Origin of the sequence: Phenylobacterium sp. (genome assembly GCF_013822795.1) — a bacterium.
In the GTDB taxonomy this organism is placed as follows: domain Bacteria; phylum Pseudomonadota; class Alphaproteobacteria; order Caulobacterales; family Caulobacteraceae; genus Phenylobacterium.
Map to the genome: position 1 here is coordinate 69732 of NZ_PNLB01000018.1, position 16093 is coordinate 85824.

Annotated in this window: 15 protein-coding genes; 9 read left to right on the plus strand and 6 right to left on the minus strand. The window is 69.9% G+C overall.

Features of this window, described 5'->3' with window-relative positions; translation table 11 throughout:
- Positions 1 to 51 precede the first annotated feature (51 nt).
- The 4 genes from C0481_RS16270 to C0481_RS16285 are packed head-to-tail and all read left to right on the plus strand — an operon-like array spanning position 52 to position 3690.
- Entirely contained in the window at positions 52 to 1371 is a 1320-nt protein-coding gene (locus tag C0481_RS16270) for an EAL domain-containing protein (RefSeq protein WP_293405685.1), read from the plus strand.
- Between the two features lie 46 nt (positions 1372 to 1417).
- Positions 1418 to 2281 (plus strand): TIGR01459 family HAD-type hydrolase, encoded by an 864-nt coding sequence (locus C0481_RS16275; RefSeq protein WP_293405687.1) that lies wholly within the window; start codon positions 1418 to 1420, stop codon positions 2279 to 2281.
- Positions 2282 to 2321: 40 nt separating this feature from the next.
- Complete coding sequence (locus tag C0481_RS16280; RefSeq protein WP_293405689.1) at positions 2322 to 2750, plus strand: MaoC family dehydratase; 429 nt, start codon at positions 2322 to 2324, stop codon at positions 2748 to 2750.
- Positions 2751 to 2754: 4 nt separating this feature from the next.
- On the plus strand, positions 2755 to 3690 hold the full coding sequence (locus C0481_RS16285; RefSeq protein ID WP_293405691.1) for a bifunctional riboflavin kinase/FAD synthetase: 936 nt from the start codon (positions 2755 to 2757) through the stop codon (positions 3688 to 3690).
- Here the strand turns inward: C0481_RS16285 and C0481_RS16290 are convergent.
- Positions 3687 to 4079 carry a GreA/GreB family elongation factor gene (locus tag C0481_RS16290; protein WP_293405693.1) on the minus strand — a complete coding sequence of 131 codons (393 nt, stop codon included), beginning with the start codon at positions 4077 to 4079 and terminating at the stop codon, positions 3687 to 3689. The two genes, C0481_RS16285 and C0481_RS16290, sit on opposite strands and share 4 nt — an antisense overlap.
- A 468-nt stretch (positions 4080 to 4547) precedes the next feature.
- Between C0481_RS16290 and C0481_RS16295 the strand changes: the two genes are divergently transcribed.
- From C0481_RS16295 to C0481_RS16310, 4 genes are all read left to right on the plus strand, one after another.
- Positions 4548 to 4592 (plus strand): hypothetical protein, encoded by a 45-nt coding sequence (locus tag C0481_RS16295; RefSeq protein WP_293405785.1) that lies wholly within the window; start codon positions 4548 to 4550, stop codon positions 4590 to 4592.
- Positions 4593 to 4673: 81 nt separating this feature from the next.
- Positions 4674 to 7586: an isoleucine--tRNA ligase gene (ileS, locus tag C0481_RS16300; protein WP_293405695.1), complete on the plus strand. Its 2913-nt coding sequence runs from the start codon at positions 4674 to 4676 to the stop codon at positions 7584 to 7586.
- A 54-nt stretch (positions 7587 to 7640) separates the two neighbouring features.
- Positions 7641 to 8138 (plus strand): signal peptidase II, encoded by a 498-nt coding sequence (gene lspA / locus C0481_RS16305; protein ID WP_293405699.1) that lies wholly within the window; start codon positions 7641 to 7643, stop codon positions 8136 to 8138.
- Positions 8139 to 8217: 79 nt separating this feature from the next.
- Complete coding sequence (locus tag C0481_RS16310; protein ID WP_293405701.1) at positions 8218 to 8787, plus strand: DUF3035 domain-containing protein; 570 nt, start codon at positions 8218 to 8220, stop codon at positions 8785 to 8787.
- A 138-nt stretch (positions 8788 to 8925) separates the two neighbouring features.
- Here the strand turns inward: C0481_RS16310 and C0481_RS16315 are convergent, their stop codons facing one another.
- The gene (locus C0481_RS16315) at positions 8926 to 9909 is read right to left on the minus strand and encodes a TraB/GumN family protein (RefSeq protein WP_293405703.1); all 984 of its coding nucleotides are present in this window, start codon (positions 9907 to 9909) and stop codon (positions 8926 to 8928) included.
- A 64-nt stretch (positions 9910 to 9973) separates the two neighbouring features.
- On the opposite strand from C0481_RS16315, the gene mutL reads away from it, so the two are divergent.
- Positions 9974 to 11845 (plus strand): DNA mismatch repair endonuclease MutL, encoded by a 1872-nt coding sequence (gene mutL / locus C0481_RS16320; RefSeq protein ID WP_293405787.1) that lies wholly within the window; start codon positions 9974 to 9976, stop codon positions 11843 to 11845.
- Positions 11846 to 11849: 4 nt separating this feature from the next.
- Here mutL and C0481_RS16325 read toward each other — a convergent pair whose 3' ends face one another.
- Genes C0481_RS16325 through C0481_RS16340 form a run of 4 tightly spaced genes read right to left on the minus strand, consistent with a single transcriptional unit; the run spans position 11850 to position 15966 of the window.
- Positions 11850 to 12431, minus strand: a complete 582-nt coding sequence (locus C0481_RS16325; protein WP_293405706.1) for a GDYXXLXY domain-containing protein — start codon at positions 12429 to 12431, stop codon at positions 11850 to 11852.
- The gene (locus tag C0481_RS16330) at positions 12428 to 13477 is read right to left on the minus strand and encodes a DUF2157 domain-containing protein (protein WP_293405708.1); all 1050 of its coding nucleotides are present in this window, start codon (positions 13475 to 13477) and stop codon (positions 12428 to 12430) included. Before C0481_RS16330 ends, C0481_RS16325 begins: the two co-directional genes overlap by 4 nt.
- Positions 13478 to 13535: 58 nt before the next feature.
- Complete coding sequence (locus C0481_RS16335) at positions 13536 to 14309, minus strand: MerR family transcriptional regulator (RefSeq protein ID WP_293405710.1); 774 nt, start codon at positions 14307 to 14309, stop codon at positions 13536 to 13538.
- A 52-nt stretch (positions 14310 to 14361) separates the two neighbouring features.
- Complete coding sequence (locus C0481_RS16340; RefSeq protein WP_293405712.1) at positions 14362 to 15966, minus strand: ATP-binding protein; 1605 nt, start codon at positions 15964 to 15966, stop codon at positions 14362 to 14364.
- Between the last annotated feature and the right edge of the window lie 127 nt (positions 15967 to 16093).

Sequence of the window (16093 nt, forward strand, 5' to 3'; positions counted from 1 at the left end):
TTGTCGACGCGACGCATCCGATAATCCAAGTGATTCGGATTCTGCGGGCTCATGCGACAGTTCACCTCGGTGGCGCTCTCGGCCACCTACCTCTGTCTAGCGCTGATCGTCGCCCTGCTGCTGTGGCGGAACGGGGGCGGCTGGGCGTCAGGCGTCGCAGCCCTGGTCGGGGGCCTCGGCCTCTGCTTCGCCGTCCACGGCCTGGTGGCCCAATCCCTGAAGATGCGTGCGCTGCGCAAGGAACTCGACGCCGTGCGCGAGGCGCAGCGCGTCATGCTCTCGCAGATGGAGCAGGTCGACGCCCGCATGACCGAGGTCGCCGACGCGGTCAGCGATGACGCTGGCCGCTCCGAGGCGCTCGAGGACGAGGTCCACATGCTGGAGGACCTGGTCCAGCGCATGGGTCAGCGCCTGGAAGAACGCGTCAGCGCCAGCGCCAGCGCCAGCGCCCATCACCCGCGCCAAGAACCGAACCTGCGCCGCCACCAGTCGGCCGCCCTGCTCGACACCGTGCGCGAGGCCCTGGCCGAGAACCGCGTCGACCTCTACCTGCAGCCGGTCGTCGGCTTGCCGCAGCGCCGGACGGTCTTCTACGAAAGCTATTCGCGCCTGCGCGACGCCACCGGCCGGGTGATGATGCCGGCCGAATACCTGACGGTCGCAGAGCCCGAGGGGCTGGTCACCTCGATCGACAACCTGCTGCTGTTCCGTTGCGTGCAGATCGTGCGCCGCCTGGCCAAGCAGGACCGCAAGGTCGGCATCTTCTGCAACATCTCGATCGCCAGCCTGGCGGACGAGAGCTTCTTCCCGCAGTTCCTGGACCTGCTGGCCGTCAACCGCGACCTGTCGGGCGCGCTGATCTTCGAACTGGGCCAGGCCGCGTTCGACGCCCGCGGCTCGGTCGAGGCGCGCAACATGGGCAAACTGGCCGACCTCGGCTTCCGCTTCTCGCTGGACAAGGTCACCAACCTCGACATCGACTTCCAGGACCTGGCCCGCTCGGACGTGAAGTTCCTCAAGATCGCCGCGCCGTTCCTGCTGGACGAACTGGCCGAAACCGACGAGGGCCTGATCCTCCGTTCGCTGCCCGATCTGGCGGCCCAGGACTTCGCCTCCCTGACCCGTCGCTACGGTGTGGAAATCGTCGCTGAGAAGGTCGAGAGTGAGCGCCAGATCGTCGACATCCTCGAGCTCGACATCGCCTACGGCCAAGGGCACCTGTTCGGCGAGCCGCGCGCCATCCGCGACGCGGTCCTGGCCGAGGCCGACGATCCGATCGCCGATCCGGTCCCGCACAGCGAGCCTCCGCTGCGCACGCGCGGCGGGGTTGGCGTGCTCGCCCGTCGGCACGTCGCCGCCACCCGGATCTGACGCGCCGCATTGACCGGCGGGCCTGCGACCGTTACCGCCGCAAGCCATGACCGCGCCTGTTCCGATCTCCGGCCTGTCGGCCGTCGCCGACCGCTATGATGTTCTGCTCTCCGATGTCTGGGGCGTAATCCACAACGGACGCGAGAGCTTCCGCGAGGCCTGCGCCGCGCTCGCCCGCTGGCGGGCCGAGCGCGGCCCGGTGATCCTGATCTCCAATGCGCCGCGCCCCTCCAGCGCCGTCCATTCCCAGCTCGACCAGCTGGGCGTGCCGCGCGAGGCGTGGTCGGCCTTCATTTCCTCAGGCGATGCGACCCGCATCCTGCTCAGCGGCCGCGCGCCGGGGCCGGCCTGGGCCATCGGCCCGGAGAAGGACTCGACCCTGTACGAAGGCCTCGACCTGGCCTTCGCCGGCCCAGAGGACGCCGCCTTCATCTCGTGCACCGGCCCCTACGACGACGACGTCGAGGGTCCGGACGACTACGAGGAGCGCTTCAAGATCGCCCTGGCCCGCAAGCTGCCGATGATCTGCGCCAATCCCGACATCGTCGTCCAGAAGGGCGACCGCCTGATCTATTGCGGCGGAGCGCTGGCCCAACGCTACGAGCAGATGGGCGGCGAGGTGATCATGGCCGGCAAGCCGCATGCGCCGATCTACGACCTATGCCTGACCGAGGCGCAGATGCTGCTGGGCCGCCCGCTGGACCGCGCGCGGGTGCTGTGCATCGGCGACGCCGTCGCCACCGACGCCAAGGGCGCCAACGACCAGGGCCTGGACGTGCTGTTCGTCGCCAGCGGCATCCACGGCGCCGAGACCATCGGACCGGACGGCGTCGACGCCCAGGCGGTCGAGACGCTACTGGCGAAGGATGGCGCCCGCGCGACCTACGCCATCGCCGACCTGGCGTGGTGAGCAAAAGCCGCTAACTAGAGGCCGGAGAGGGAGCGCGCGCGTGCAGGGGCTTTATTTCGAGGACTTGAGCGTCGGTCAGAGCGCCGAGACGACCAAGATCGTCGGCGCCGCCGATGTCGAGGCGTTCGCGGCCGTGTCGGGCGACACCAACCCGGTCCACCTGGACGAGGCCTACGCCCTCACCACCCCGTTCCAGGGGCGGATCGCCCACGGCATGCTGTCGGCGGCCTATATCTCGGCGGTGCTGGGCACCAAGCTTCCGGGCCCTGGCGCGATCTACCTGACCCAGTCGCTGCGCTTCCGCCGGCCGGTGAAGATCGGCGATCCGGTCGTCACCCGGGTGACCGTCCAGGCCCTGGACGAGCGGCGGGGATACGTCACCCTGACCACGCTCTGCCAGGTGGACGGCAAGACGGTGGTCGATGGCGAGGCCGTGGTCGTGGCGCCGCGCCGGCCGAAGGACGCCTGAGGTCATGCGGATCGTCCACGGCTGGAAAGGGCTCGAGGCCGCCGACAAGGGCGCGGCTGTCGCGTACGGCAACTTCGACGGCGTACACCGCGGCCACCAGCGCGTGATCGCGCAGGCCGCCAAGGCCGCCCAGGCGCTGAAGGCGCCGCTGGGGGTGATCAGCTTCGAGCCGCATCCCCGCCAGATCTTCCAGCCGAACGCCCCGGCCTTCCGGATCATGGACACCGATCAGCAGGCCCGCGCGCTAGCGGCGCTGGGCGTCGACGTCTTCTATGTGCTGCCGTTCGACCACGAGATGGCCAACCTGACCGACCGCGAATTCGCGACCCAGGTGCTGGCCGAAGGCCTGGGCGTGCGCCACGTGGCGGTCGGCTTCGACGTTTCGTTCGGCAAGGGCCGCACCGGCAGCCCTGAGCTGATGGCCGCCTATGGCCGCGAACTGGGCTTCTCGGTCTCGGTGGCCGAGGCGCTGGGCGACGGCGCGGCGAAGTTCTCGTCCACGGGCGTGCGCACGGCGCTGCGCGAGGGCCGACCGCAGGACGCCGCAGCGATCCTGGGCCGGCCGTTCGCCATCGAGGGCGTGGTCGAGCACGGCCGAAAGCTGGGCCGCACGATCGGGTTTCCGACCGCCAATGTCGCGCTGACCGACTATGTGATCCCCAGGCTCGGCGTCTACGCCACCCGCACGCGGCTGCCGGACGGGCGCGAAATCGCCGGCGTCGCCAACATCGGCGTCAATCCGACCGTGCCGGGCGAGATCGCCCCGCGGCTGGAAGTCTGGCTGTTCGACTTCGACGAGGACCTCTACGACCAGGTCATCGAGACCGACCTGGTCGCCTATCTGCGTCCGGAAGAGAAGTTCGACAGCATGGAGGCCATGGTCGAACAGATCCACGCCGACGCCGCCCAGGCCCGCGCCCTGCTGCTGCCGGACTTCTAGTCCTCGATCGACAGCACCTCGATCTCGCGCAGGCGCGCGTCGGGGGCCTCCCAGCGGAAGACGTCGCCGACCGACAGGCCGATCAGCGCCGCACCGACCGGCGCCAGCACCGAGATGCGGTTCTCGTCCACGTCCGCCTCGCCCGGCAGGCCGACCCGCACGGTGCGGTCTCGCTTCAGGATCAGGTCGCGATAGGTGACCTTCGAGCCCAGCCGCACGAACTTCGAGCGGCGGTCGGTGTTCGGCACGATCGAGAAACGCTCGAGCTCTTCCAGCAGGATGCTGGCGCCCGGCATTGGCGAGCGCGACGCCGAGCCGATGGCGGCGAGCTTTTCGAAGTCGGCTTCGGTGACCCGCACCTTGGGGCGGGCCTTCATTTTGGCGGCCATGGGATGGCTCCTCTCTTGGGTTCGTCAGGCCGCGCTGGGCGGCGGGTCGTCGTCGGGATCAGGGCGCGCCGCAGTCCCAGGCCGCCGCGGAAAGGCGATCACCTTCGGCTCGGGCGGCTCAGTATTGGGCGCACGGGAAAGAACACCCGCAGTATCTGCGGGCGGCAGCGGAGGTTTTGGCATGTCACGATGCTCCCCGTGGCGTCAGGCCGCGGCTCGAAGACCAGTGATCAGGATTTTGGATGAAAGCATCCCCGAACTCGCGGCGTGCAGCCGCTATGAGCTCGGGGCTAGTCTCCTTCGACTAGGCGTCCCGCATGGTGCGCTCGGCGCGGCATGTTCATGCAAATACACATCCTGATCCGATCCTGACCGGCCGGAGAGGCGATGTCAAATTCCGGAGACGCCGCCGCCGCGACCGGCAAAGGGGCTCGCGCCCATCGGCGCCCTCTGCTACAGCCCCGGGACATGACTTCGGTTCGGAAAACCTCGCGAATTATTCGCCCGGCGTGACGCCGCCGGACGATCGCTCCAGCGCGCGCCGGGTTCCACCCGCTTAAAGTCCTCAAGCTCCGAGCCAAGCTGGAAAGTCCCATGGCCGACGACGCCGAAATGCCTTCGCGCGACTATCGCGAAACCGTCTTCCTCCCGGAAACCCCGTTCCCGATGCGCGCGGGCCTGCCGCAGAAGGAGCCGGAAATCCTCGCCCGCTGGGCGAAGGCCGACCTCTACAACACCATCCGCGCCGAGCGGCAGCGCGCCGGCGCGCCGCTGTTCGTGCTGCACGACGGTCCGCCCTACGCCAACGGCGCCATCCACATCGGCCACGCCCTGCAGAAGACCCTGAAGGACTTCGTGGTCCGCTCGCGCTTCCTGCTCGGCTACGACGTCGACTACGTGCCGGGCTGGGACTGCCACGGCCTGCCCATCGAGTGGCAGATCGAGAAGGAACTGAAGGAAAAGGGCCGCCGCAAGGACGAGGTCTCCAAGGCCGAGTTCCGCGCCCGCTGCCGCGAGTACGCCGCCCACTGGATCGACGTGCAGCGCGACGGCTTCAAGCGTCTGGGCGTGATCGGCGACTGGGAAAACCGCTACGCGACCATGGACTATTCGAGCGAGGCCGCGATCGTGGCCGAGTTCCACAAGTTCGTGGCCAGCGGCCAGCTCTATCGCGGCTCCAAGCCGGTGATGTGGAGCCCGGTCGAGCGCACCGCCCTGGCCGACGCCGAGGTCGAGTACCATGACCACGTCTCGCCGACGATCTGGGTGAAGTTCCCCGTGGTCGAAGGCAGCGACGCGGCCCGCGGGGCCAGCGTGGTGATCTGGACCACCACGCCGTGGACCATCCCGGCCAACCGGGCGATCAGCTATTCGGACTCGGTCGACTACGCCGTCTACCAGGTCGAGGCCATGGAAGAGGGCCTGGAGTTCGAGCCCTGGGCCAAGGCCGGCGACAAGCTGATCGTGGCCGAGAAGCTGGCCGAAGACGTGTTCAAGGCCGCCAAGATCGCCAGCTGGCGCCGGATCGAGGCGGTCGACTGCCAGGGCATGGTCTGCGAACACCCGCTGCACGCGCTAGACGCCCACTACGCGTTCCAGGTGCCGCTGCTCGACGGGGACCACGTCACCGACGACGCCGGCACCGGCTTCGTGCACACCGCGCCGGGCCACGGCGCCGACGACTACCTGGTGTGGCTGGCCCACGGCCATCGCGACATCCCCGACACCGTCGATCCGGACGGCGCCTACTATCCGCATGTACCGCTGTTCGCGGGCCTGAAGGTGCTGGAAACCGAGGGCAAGAAGGCCGGCAAGTTCGGCCCGGCCAACGGCGCGGTGATGGACAAGCTGATCGAGGCCGGCGGCCTGCTGGCCCGTGGGCGGATGGAGCACTCGTATCCGCACTCGTGGCGCTCCAAGGCCCCGGTGATCTTCCGCAACACCCCGCAGTGGTTCATCCGCATGGACGAGCCGGTGGACACCCCGCAGCTCGGCGGCCGCACCCTGCGCGAGACCGCGCTGGAGGCCATCGAGGCCACGGCCTTCTATCCGGCCGGCGGCAAGAACCGCATCCGCGCGATGGTCGAAACCCGTCCCGACTGGCTGATCAGCCGCCAGCGCGCCTGGGGCGCGCCGCTGGCCATGTTCGTCGACAAGGAGACGAACCAGCCGCTGCACGATCCCGAGGTCGACGCCCGCATCATCGCGGCGATCGCGGCCGAGGGCGCCGACGCCTGGTTCAACCGCCCGGTCACCGACTTCCTCGGCAGCCACGATCCGGACCGCTACGAGAAGATCGACGACATCCTCGACGTCTGGTTCGACTCCGGCTCGACTCACGCCTTCACGCTGGAGAACCGCGAGCACACCAAGTGGCCGGCGGACCTCTATCTCGAGGGCTCCGACCAGCACCGCGGCTGGTTCCAGTCCTCGCTGCTGGAAAGCTCGGGCACCCGCGGCCGCGCGCCGTACGACGCTATCCTCACCCACGGTTTCACCATGGATGAGAACGGCGAGAAGATGTCGAAGTCCAAGGGCAACGTGGTCGACCCGCAGGCGGTGATCCGCGAGTCCGGGGCCGAGATCATCCGCCTGTGGGCGGCGATGATCGACTATTCGGACGACAGCCGCATCGGCAAGACGGTGCTGCAGACCACCGCCGACGCCTATCGCAAGCTGCGCAACACGGTCCGCTACATGCTGGGCGCCCTGGCCGACTACTCGCCGGACGAGGCGGTCGAGCTGGAGCAGATGCCGCCGCTGGAGCGCTTCATCCTGCACCGCCTGTGGGAGTTGGACGCCCAGGTGCGCGCCGGCTACGAGGGCTACGTCTTCCAGGACGTGATCCGGCCGATCATCGAGTTCTGCCAGAACGAGCTCTCCTCGCTGTTCTTCGACATCCGCCGCGACAGCCTCTACTGCGACCGGCCCGACGCCGTGCGCCGCCGCGCCGCGCGCACGGTGATGGACGCGGTGTTCGAGCGGCTGACCGCCTGGCTGGCCCCGCTGATGCCCTTCACCACCGAAGAGGCCTGGACCACCCGCTACCCGGACACCCACTCCAACTGCCTGCGGCAAATCCCGGAGACGCCGGCCGAATGGCGCAACGACGCCGAGGCGGCGCGCTGGGCCAAGGTGCAGCAGGTGACCTCGGTGGTCACCGGCGCGCTGGAGGTCGAGCGTCGCGAGAAGCGCATGGGCGCGGCGCTCGAGGCCGCCCCGGTGGTTCACGTCGCCGACGCCGGCCTGCTGGCCGCTTTCGAGGGTCTGGACGCCGCCGAGGTGTTCCGCACCAGTCAGGCGACCCTGGTCGCTGGCGAGGGCCCGGCCGGCGCCTTCCGCCTGACCGAGGTTCCCGGCGTCGCCGTCGAGCCGCTGAAGGCGCAGGGGGCCAAGTGCGCCCGCTCGTGGCGGATCCTGCCGGAAGTCGGCTCCGACCCGCGCTATCCGGACCTTTCCCTGCGTGACGCCGACGCGGTCGCCGCCTGGGACGCTGCGCGGGCTTGAGCCTGGCCGCAGGATAAACCACAGTTCCGGTCGCTCCGGCGGGGCGACCGGAAAATGGGAGCACTCTTGAAGTCCATCTCCAAACTCGGCCTGGCGGCCTACGGGCTGGCCGCCTTCGTGATCGTGGCCGACCAGCTGTCGAAGTACTGGATCCTCTACGTCTACGACCTGCCCGCGCGGTTCTCGACGCCGATCGCCGGACCGTTCTCGCTGACCATGGTCTGGAACCGTGGGGTCAGCTTCGGGCTGTTCCGCGCCGACGCCGACCTGGTGCGCTGGCTGCTGACGATCTTCTCGATCGGGGTCGCCATCGCGCTGGCGATCTGGGTCCGCAAGGCGCACCGCCCCTTGCTGGCCGTAGGCCTGGGCCTGGTCATCGGCGGCGCGATCGGCAACGCCATCGACCGCATCCGCTTCGGCGCGGTGGTCGACTTTCTGGATTTTCAGCGCCTCGGGTTCTTCCCCTGGGTGTTCAATGTCGCCGACAGCGCCATCACCATCGGCGTCGTCTTCTTGTTGCTCGATTCCCTGCGTAAGGAATCGGCTGCTTAATCGCGTTGGCGGGTATGCCCGTATGCGCTATTTACCCACCCTTCACCGCCGGGGGGCGGCTTTCGGAGACTCAAAGTTGATGCGTCTGAACCGTGTGCTCGTCGCGTCCGCCCTCGTCGCGGCGACCGGCCTTGGCCTCGCGGGCTGCAATTCCACCCGCAACGCCCTGGGCATGACCAAGGTCACCCCTGACGAGTTCCGCGTGGTGTCGAAGGCCCCGCTGGTGGTTCCGCCCGAATACGCCCTGCGCCCGCCGGCGCCCGGCGAACCGCGTCCGCAGGAACTGCAGCCGGAAAGCGCTGCGCGCAACGCCCTGCTCGGCTCGCGCGAAGCCCAGGCCCGCTCGGACGGCGAAAAGCTGCTGGTCGCCAAGGCCGGCGCCGACAAGGCCGACCCGCTGATCCGCTACGTCGTCGACGACGAAACCGGGGCCCTGGCCCACAAGGACAAGTCGTTCGCCGACAAGGTGATGTTCTGGAAGCCGGGCGAGCCGGCGAACAGCGCGGCGGTCGTGGCTGCGGCCGGCGACAACGTCCCGGCCCCGGTCGACCCGGCCGCGGAAGAAGCCAAGGTCAAGGGCCTGACCGGCGGCGCCCCCGTCGTGATCTCCCGCGAGAAGCAGACCCGCATCAAGCTGCCGGGCCTGTAAGAGCTTTTAGATCCTCCCCCTCTGGGGGAGGTGGCTCGGCGCAAAGCGCCGAGACGGAGGGGGACCGCTCTTCAATCGAGTTAAAGTCCCCCTCAGTCAGCCATTCGGCTGACAGCTGCCCCGAAGGGGAGCATCGGGTTAGTCCGCCGCCTCCGTATCGCCCGGCGTCTTGACGTCGTAGCCCTTGGCGCGAAGCTGATCGAGGACGCCGCCTTGCGCCAGCAAGGTGCGCAGCGGAGCAACCGCGATGGCGTGGCCGGGCGTCTTCAGCGCCGTCTCGATATCCTTGGCCAGATCCTTCTTCACCCGGGCGTCGAACGCCTGCGCGCCCGGCGTGACGGCGATGCACCGCTCGTAGCTGCGCTCGGCGCCCAGCGCGCCGGCCACGTCGCCGTCGGCCCAGGCGCGTGAGGCCGCAAGGGTGCGGCCGGGCCCGGCCTCGATCTCGCCCATCACCTCGTCCAGGCACGCCTCGCCGGCCGCCGGCGAGGTGCGGATCACCGCACCAAGCAGCGGGCCGAGGTCATAGGAACGCTGCACGACCTTCACGCCGTCCCGCTGGGCCAGCAGCTTGATCAGCTTGGTCGGGTCGGCGGTGGTGAGGTTTTCCTTCTCGCGATAGTCGTCGGTCAGCATCAGGGCCGCGGCCAGCGGATGCTTGGTCTTGTAGTGATCGGCCGGTTGGCCGAGCTTGGTGCGGACCGCCGCAAACCGCGCCCGCTCGCCTGGATCGAGGCTGTCCTCGAACGGCTTGCCCGACTTCAGCCGCAGGTAGCTGATCGCCGCACCCGGCGCGCCGGCCAGCTTCACCTTCAGCCCTGTGAACGGCAGGATCACCGCATTGGCGCCTTCCAGATGGCGATCGAACTGCAGACGGTCCCATTGCTGGCGCTTGGGCGCCACGGTCGGGGCGCCGAGCACGTAGACGGTGGATGCTCCATTCGAGACCCGCCACCAGGCCGGTCCGGGCAGCCGCGCGGTGACCACCAGTTCCTCGACCAAGGTCTCGTTCGGATCGACCACCCCGGCCGGCAACGGCGCAACCGGGACCAGCGGCACCTGGGCCGAGACGGGAGATGCGAGAATAACGGCGGCCAGCGCCACGCCGAGGGTCGGTTTCATGGACCACCTTCCAGACTTGCCCCCCGGAATCGCCATATAGTGACGAGCTAACCGAAGCGTGACCATGCCCATCCGCCGCCTTCCGCCTGAAACCGTGAACCGCATCGCCGCCGGCGAGGTGGTCGAGCGCCCTGCGAGCGCCATCAAGGAACTGGTGGAGAACGCACTGGACGCCGGTTCGCGTTCCATCGAGGTGCAGGCCGACGGCGGCGGGCTGACCCGCATCCTGGTCGCCGACGACGGCTGCGGCCTCTCGGCCGATGAGCTGGCCCTGGCCATCGAGCGGCACGCGACCTCCAAGCTCGCCCCTGACGACGCCGGCGACTACGACCTGCTGCACATCCACACCCTGGGCTTCCGCGGCGAGGCCCTGCCCTCGATCGGCTCCGTCGCGCGGCTGTCGATCTCCTCGCGCGCCAAGGGGCTGGCCGACGCCCACGCCATCCTGGTCGAGGGCGGCCAGGTCGGGGCGGTGGCGCCCTCGGGCTTCCCCGGCCCGCACGGGGCGCGGGTCGAGGTGCGCGACCTCTTCTACGCCACCCCGGCGCGCCTGAAGTTCATGAAGTCCGAGCGCTCGGAAGCGCTGGCCATCGCCGACGAGATCAAGCGCCAGGCCATGGCGCACGAGGCGGTCTCGTTCGCGCTCGACCTCGACGGGCGCCGCACCCTGCGGCTGCCGGCCGAGAGCAAGGGCCCGGACGGGCGGCTGGCGCGGCTGTCCTCGATCATGGGCCGCGAGTTCTCGGACAACGCCCTGGAGATCGACCACGAGCGCGAGGGCGTGCGGCTGACCGGCTTTGCGGGCCTGCCGACCTTCAACCGCGGCAACAGCGCCCACCAGTACCTGTTCGTGAACGGCCGCCCTGTCCGCGACCGGCTGCTGCAGGGCGCGCTGCGCGGCGCCTATGCCGACTTCCTGGCCCGCGACCGTCATCCGCTGGTGGCGCTCTATCTCGACCTCGATCCGTCGCTGGTCGACGTCAACGTCCATCCGGCCAAGGCCGAGGTGCGCTTCCGCGATCCGGCCCTGGTCCGCGGCCTGATCGTCGGCGGGCTGCGCCACGCCCTCGCCGGCGCCGGTCACCGCGCCGCGACCACCGTCGCCAGCGACACGCTTTCAAACCTGCGCCCCGGCTGGTCGCCGCAGCCCAGCTATCCGCCGCCGCAACCCTCGGCCCAGGGCTTCTCGGCCTGGCAGGCGGGCGGCTGGGCCCCGGCCATCGCTGCGGCTATCCCCGGCCTGACCGACGTCTCGGCCCGCGCCGAACCAGCCCCGGAATGGTCGCCTGCGCCGCAGGCCTATGCGCCCGGCCTGAACGAGGCGCCCACGCCGTCGGTGGTGTTCGATCCGGTCGACTTCCCGCTCGGCGCCGCCCGCGCCCAGGTGCACGAGACCTACATCGTCGCCCAGACCCGCGACGGGGTGGTGATCGTCGACCAGCACGCCGCCCACGAGCGTCTCGTCTATGAGCAGATGAAGGTGCAGATGGACGGCGGCGGCGTGTCGCGCCAGGTGCTGCTGCTGCCTGAGGTGGTCGAGCTGGATCCCGCGGAAGCCGAGCGCGTCGTCGCCCGCGCCGACGAACTGGAGGCCCTCGGCCTGGTGGTCGAGTCCTTCGGTCCTGGCGCCGTGCTGGTTCGCGAAACCCCGGCCCTGCTCGGCGAGACCGACGTCTCGGGCTTGATCCGCGACATCGCCGACGACCTGTCGGAGAACGGCCAGGCGCTCGCTCTCAAGGAAAGACTGGCCGAGGTCTGCGGCACCATGGCCTGCCACGGCTCGGTCCGCGCCGGCCGGCGGCTGACCGCGCCGGAGATGAACGCCCTGCTGCGCCAGATGGAAGCCACGCCCCACTCGGGCCAATGCAACCACGGCCGCCCGACCTATGTGGAACTGAAGCTGGCCGACATCGAGCGGCTGTTCGGGCGGCGCTAGCGCCTCACCACCAAGCCAGATCGGTGCGCTTGCCGCCGACGATCACGCCCTTCAACCGCGCACGGCCGTCATCCCCCACCGACACCACGGCGAAGGCCGGGGCCTCGCCCTGCCGACGCTCGCGCATCGCCTTCTCGATGGCCTGCGCCTCGTCCTGGTCGGCGTGGAAGCGGTCGACGCCGATGTCCAGCGTGACCACGTCGGCCTCGGCGTTCCCGAACGCCGTCCGCGAGCAATAGACCCCGCCGCGCACCGCCAGCTCCGCGCCGCCAGCCAGAGCGGCCTGGCGGGTCGCCCCGACGCCGATGAAGCGATAGTGGCCGGCCTGCGGCTTCAGGCCGATCCAGCCGCCCTCCTCGAACGTCGAGCGCTCGCGCGGGCACGGCTGGCCAAGCGCCAGCTGCTGGGAAAGGCGCAGGGCGACATAGTGGCCGGTCAGCAGGTCGCGCGGGTCGACGGCCTCCATCGGCAGCAGCACCTCGCGGCCGGCGGCGCGCGCGCCGTTCTCGCGCAGCACCACCCCGACCAGCAGCAGAACCAGGACGGCGGCGGCGGCGGCGATGCGCAGAGGCAGGTTGGCGATCATGCCTTGATCCTCCGCCGGGTCAGGCCGCCGGCGATCAGCGCGATCAGGGCGCAGACCGCGAACAGACCGGCCGCGGTCATCAAGCCGAGCCCCAGATCGAACAGAATGGTGCAGACCGCGGCGATCATCGAGACCACTCCGGCCGCCGTGACCATGCCCTGGCGGTCGTGCATGCCCAGCGCGATGACGCCGCCCGAAAGGATCAGCCAGGCCGCGCGATGGGCGATCAACGCGCCGCCCTTGAATTCGTCGAAGCCGGCGACGCCGTAGAACACCAGCGCGCCCCAAACGAACCACAGGAGAAAGATCAGCGCCGTGCGCCGCTCGCCCAGTTGCCGCGCGCCCCCCGCCAGCAGCGCCAGCACGGCGGCGCTCGCCAGCAGGCTCGTCGCGCCCCAGCGCTCGAACTGCGCGATCGCCGCCACCAGCCCGACGATCAGCGCCAGGGCCGAGGCGTGGGCCAGCGGCTTGGAGTTCCACAGCCAGGCCAGGCCCATGCCGACCGGCGCGGCGAAGATCAGCCAGCGGCTCTCGCCGCCGTCGAAGCGGCCGGCGAATTCGCCGAAGCCGAACAGCGCCAGCGCGACCACGCCGGCGGCGCTGGAGCGCCCGGCGATCGTCAGCAGGGCCGCGGCCAGACCGGCGCTGCGCAAGGCGCGCTGCGGATCGCCGGCGATGTCGAAGATCTGCCCGGTCAGGCCGATGGCCGCGGCGTAGACCAGGGCCGCCACCGCCAGCAGGGTGTTGCTCAGCAACGGACGTCCGGACCGCGCGGCCCAGGCCCCGCCGCCGGCCATCGCCAGGAACAGCCCGACGATCAGCCCGAACCGCGGCAGCCGCGGGATCGCGCCCCAGTTGGCGGCCACGAAGGCGATGGCGGCAGCGCCGAGCAACAGCCCGCCGATCACCGCCAGCGCGGCCGAGGCGTCGATCCGCCGGCCATCCGACACCCTGTCCAGGATCGCGCCGCGATGCGCCGCCGGGACAAGGCCCGCCGCGATCCACTCGTCCAGGTCCTTGGTCAGCCGAGCCTTGTAGCTCGCCATCCGCGCCTCCGCCTCGCCGTCGGCTGGACCCTCGCCCATGCCGACGGCGCAGGCAACCTCAGCTCAAGCGAGATTCGGCGAAGGCCCGCATGGCCGCGACCAGGTAGTCGGCGAACCCCGACGCCCGGCCTTCGTACCTGGCCCGGAAGTCGGGATGGTCAGCATACATGTCCGCCAGCGTGCGGTAGGCCGGGCCGTCGGGCGTGCGCTTCCAGGCGCCCGCCACCCAGGCATGGTGCCGCGCGACCAGCGGCGACACGGCCTCGCCGTCAGCCGGCAGGCCGTCGGCCATCGCCTTGGCCAGCGCCGCCTCCACCGCTTCGAGCTCGGCGAGAAAGTCGTCGTAGTCGGCAGGGCTCATCGCCGCCATCCGCGCCTTTGAAGCCTCGATCTCCGGCCTAGCCGCCGCGCCGAACCGGTCTTCGAGCCAGGTCTCGTACTGCGCCTGTTTCTCGGGCGAGAAGCCGCGATACATCTGGGATCCGTCCATCTCCGTCTCTCCTTCGAGGGCGGCGAGGGTCTGGTCGAGCGTCCGCACCAGGGCCCGGTAGCGCTTCGCCTGCGCCGCCAGATGCGCACGGTGCGCGCGCAGGGCGGCCTTCAGGTCGAAGTCCGGGGCGTCGAGGGCGCGGCGGATGTCCTCCAGCCGCAGCCCCAGTTCGCGGTGAAACAGGATCTGCTGCAGCCGCAGAAGTTCGGCCTCGCCGTAGTAGCGATAGCCGTTCTCTCCGACCAAAGCCGGCTTCAGCAGCCCGATCTCGTCGTAGTGGTGCAAGGTGCGCACCGACACGCGCGAGAGAGCGGCCAGTTCACTGACGGTGTAGACGCTCATCATGTCCTCTGCCGTTACGGCGCGGACAGGCAGCTATCCCGCAGCGTGAGGGTCAAGCGGCGACTGACGCGGCGTCCTCGATGAACAGGCCATTGATGGCGCTGAGCAGCCGCTCGGCCTTGATCGGCTTTTCGACCACCCCGTCCATGCCCTGGGCCAGGTAGCTGGCCGCGTCCCAGGGATCGGCGTTGGCGGTGATGGCCAGGATCGGCACCTGCGCGGCCGCGCCGGCCAGGCCGCGGATGCGCCGCGTGGCGCCGACGCCGTCGAGGTTGGGCATCTTGATGTCCATCAGCACCAGGTCGAAGCGCCCGGTCGCCGCCGCGCTGGCCGCCTGCTCGCCGTCCTCGACGCTTTCGCTGGTGCAGCCGAACATGTCGCACAAGGTTTCGGCCACCAGCCGATTGGTGGCGTTGTCGTCGGCGATCAGCACGTGCAGGCCGCCGGGCCCCTGGCTGAGGTCGGGTTCGGCGGCGATTTCGGCCTCGCTGGGGGCCGGCAGATCGAACAGTGGAAACTCGAAGCCGAACGCCGTGCCGGCCTCGCCGCTCGCGACGCCGATGGTCCCGCCCATCTGCTCGACCAACTGGCGGCAGATCGAGAGGCCCAGGCCCGCGCCGCCCTCGCGCACCCCGGCCTCGGTCTGGCTGAACGGCTGGAAGATCGCGCCGAGCCGGTCGGCTGGAATGCCGACGCCGCTGTCGCGCACCTCGCCCTCGACCAGCACATGCACGTCGCTGCGGCGCGCCCGCAGCGTCACCTGCACGCCGCCCTGGCGGGTGAACTTCAGCGCATTGCCGATCAGGTTGTTGAACACCTGCTTGATGCGCACAGCGTCACCGAGCGCCCACTGGTCGAGCGCGCCCTCGTAGCGGAAGGAAAGGCTCAAGCCCTTGAGCTCGGCCCGCGCGGTCCACAGCGCCGACAGGTCGTCCAGCAGGCCCGGCAGGTGGACGCTGTCCTCGGCGAGCTCCAGCTGGCCGGCGTCGGCGCGGCTGAAGTCGAGGGCGTCGGTCAACAGCCGCAGCAGGGTCTGGCCGGAGTCCTGGATGGTGGTCACGTAGGGCTTCAGCGCTTGGTCGCCGAGGCGGCGCTGCAGGATGTCGGCGATGGCCAGCACCCCGTTCAGCGGCGTGCGGATCTCGTGGCTCATCACTGCCAGGAACTGCGACTTGGCGGTGAGCGCGCTCTGCGCCTCCAGCTTGGCCCGGTTGAGGGTGTCGGCCAGCCGGGTCATCTCCTCGGCGTGGGCGCGGTTGGCGGCGCTGGTGGCCTGCAAGAGGGCCAGCGTCGAGCCGACCCCGGCGTAGCGGCCGCCGCTGACCACCACGAAGCCCTTCATCACCTCGCTGGAGCGGTCGGCCAGCACGTCGCCGCAGAACTCGGCCACCGGCGTGTCGCCGTCGGCGATCAGCGGCGCGGCGTTCATCAGCAGCGAGATCGACCGCAGGCCATAGAGCGCGCGGCCATAGTGGGCGGCCATGGCCACGAAGAAGGCGTTGCGCTCGACCAGGCCGACGGGACGGCCCTCCTCGTCCACGACCGCGATGGCCATGGTGTCCGGCTCGGCCTGAAACCGGTCATAGACGTCCTGGCCCAGGGTCTCGGGCGCGATCGGCGCGATCGACTGGATCAGGTCGAGCAGGATGGCGGTCATCGAAGGGAGCTCTCGCGGGTCGAGCAGCGCTTTAGTCGCCCCGGGGCTAATGAGCCGTGAATCTCAGATACTTTTCTTTGTTAAATCAAATACATAATGTCACACAATCGTCATCTGCCCGTCACAT

What these genes read in the sequence shown, in the direction of transcription:
- C0481_RS16270 (WP_293405685.1), top strand. Translation starts at nt 52, where the DNA reads ATGCGACAGTTCACCTCGGTGGCGCTCTCGGCCACCTACCTCTGTCTA.
- C0481_RS16275 (WP_293405687.1), top strand. Translation starts at nt 1,418, where the DNA reads ATGACCGCGCCTGTTCCGATCTCCGGCCTGTCGGCCGTCGCCGACCGC.
- C0481_RS16285 (WP_293405691.1), top strand. Translation starts at nt 2,755, where the DNA reads ATGCGGATCGTCCACGGCTGGAAAGGGCTCGAGGCCGCCGACAAGGGC.
- C0481_RS16290 (WP_293405693.1), bottom strand. Translation starts at nt 4,079, where the DNA reads ATGGCCGCCAAAATGAAGGCCCGCCCCAAGGTGCGGGTCACCGAAGCC.
- ileS (WP_293405695.1), top strand. Translation starts at nt 4,674, where the DNA reads ATGGCCGACGACGCCGAAATGCCTTCGCGCGACTATCGCGAAACCGTC.
- lspA (WP_293405699.1), top strand. Translation starts at nt 7,641, where the DNA reads ATGGGAGCACTCTTGAAGTCCATCTCCAAACTCGGCCTGGCGGCCTAC.
- C0481_RS16310 (WP_293405701.1), top strand. Translation starts at nt 8,218, where the DNA reads ATGCGTCTGAACCGTGTGCTCGTCGCGTCCGCCCTCGTCGCGGCGACC.
- C0481_RS16315 (WP_293405703.1), bottom strand. Translation starts at nt 9,909, where the DNA reads ATGAAACCGACCCTCGGCGTGGCGCTGGCCGCCGTTATTCTCGCATCT.
- mutL (WP_293405787.1), top strand. Translation starts at nt 9,974, where the DNA reads ATGCCCATCCGCCGCCTTCCGCCTGAAACCGTGAACCGCATCGCCGCC.
- C0481_RS16325 (WP_293405706.1), bottom strand. Translation starts at nt 12,431, where the DNA reads ATGATCGCCAACCTGCCTCTGCGCATCGCCGCCGCCGCCGCCGTCCTG.
- C0481_RS16330 (WP_293405708.1), bottom strand. Translation starts at nt 13,477, where the DNA reads ATGGCGAGCTACAAGGCTCGGCTGACCAAGGACCTGGACGAGTGGATC.
- C0481_RS16335 (WP_293405710.1), bottom strand. Translation starts at nt 14,309, where the DNA reads ATGAGCGTCTACACCGTCAGTGAACTGGCCGCTCTCTCGCGCGTGTCG.
- C0481_RS16340 (WP_293405712.1), bottom strand. Translation starts at nt 15,966, where the DNA reads ATGACCGCCATCCTGCTCGACCTGATCCAGTCGATCGCGCCGATCGCG.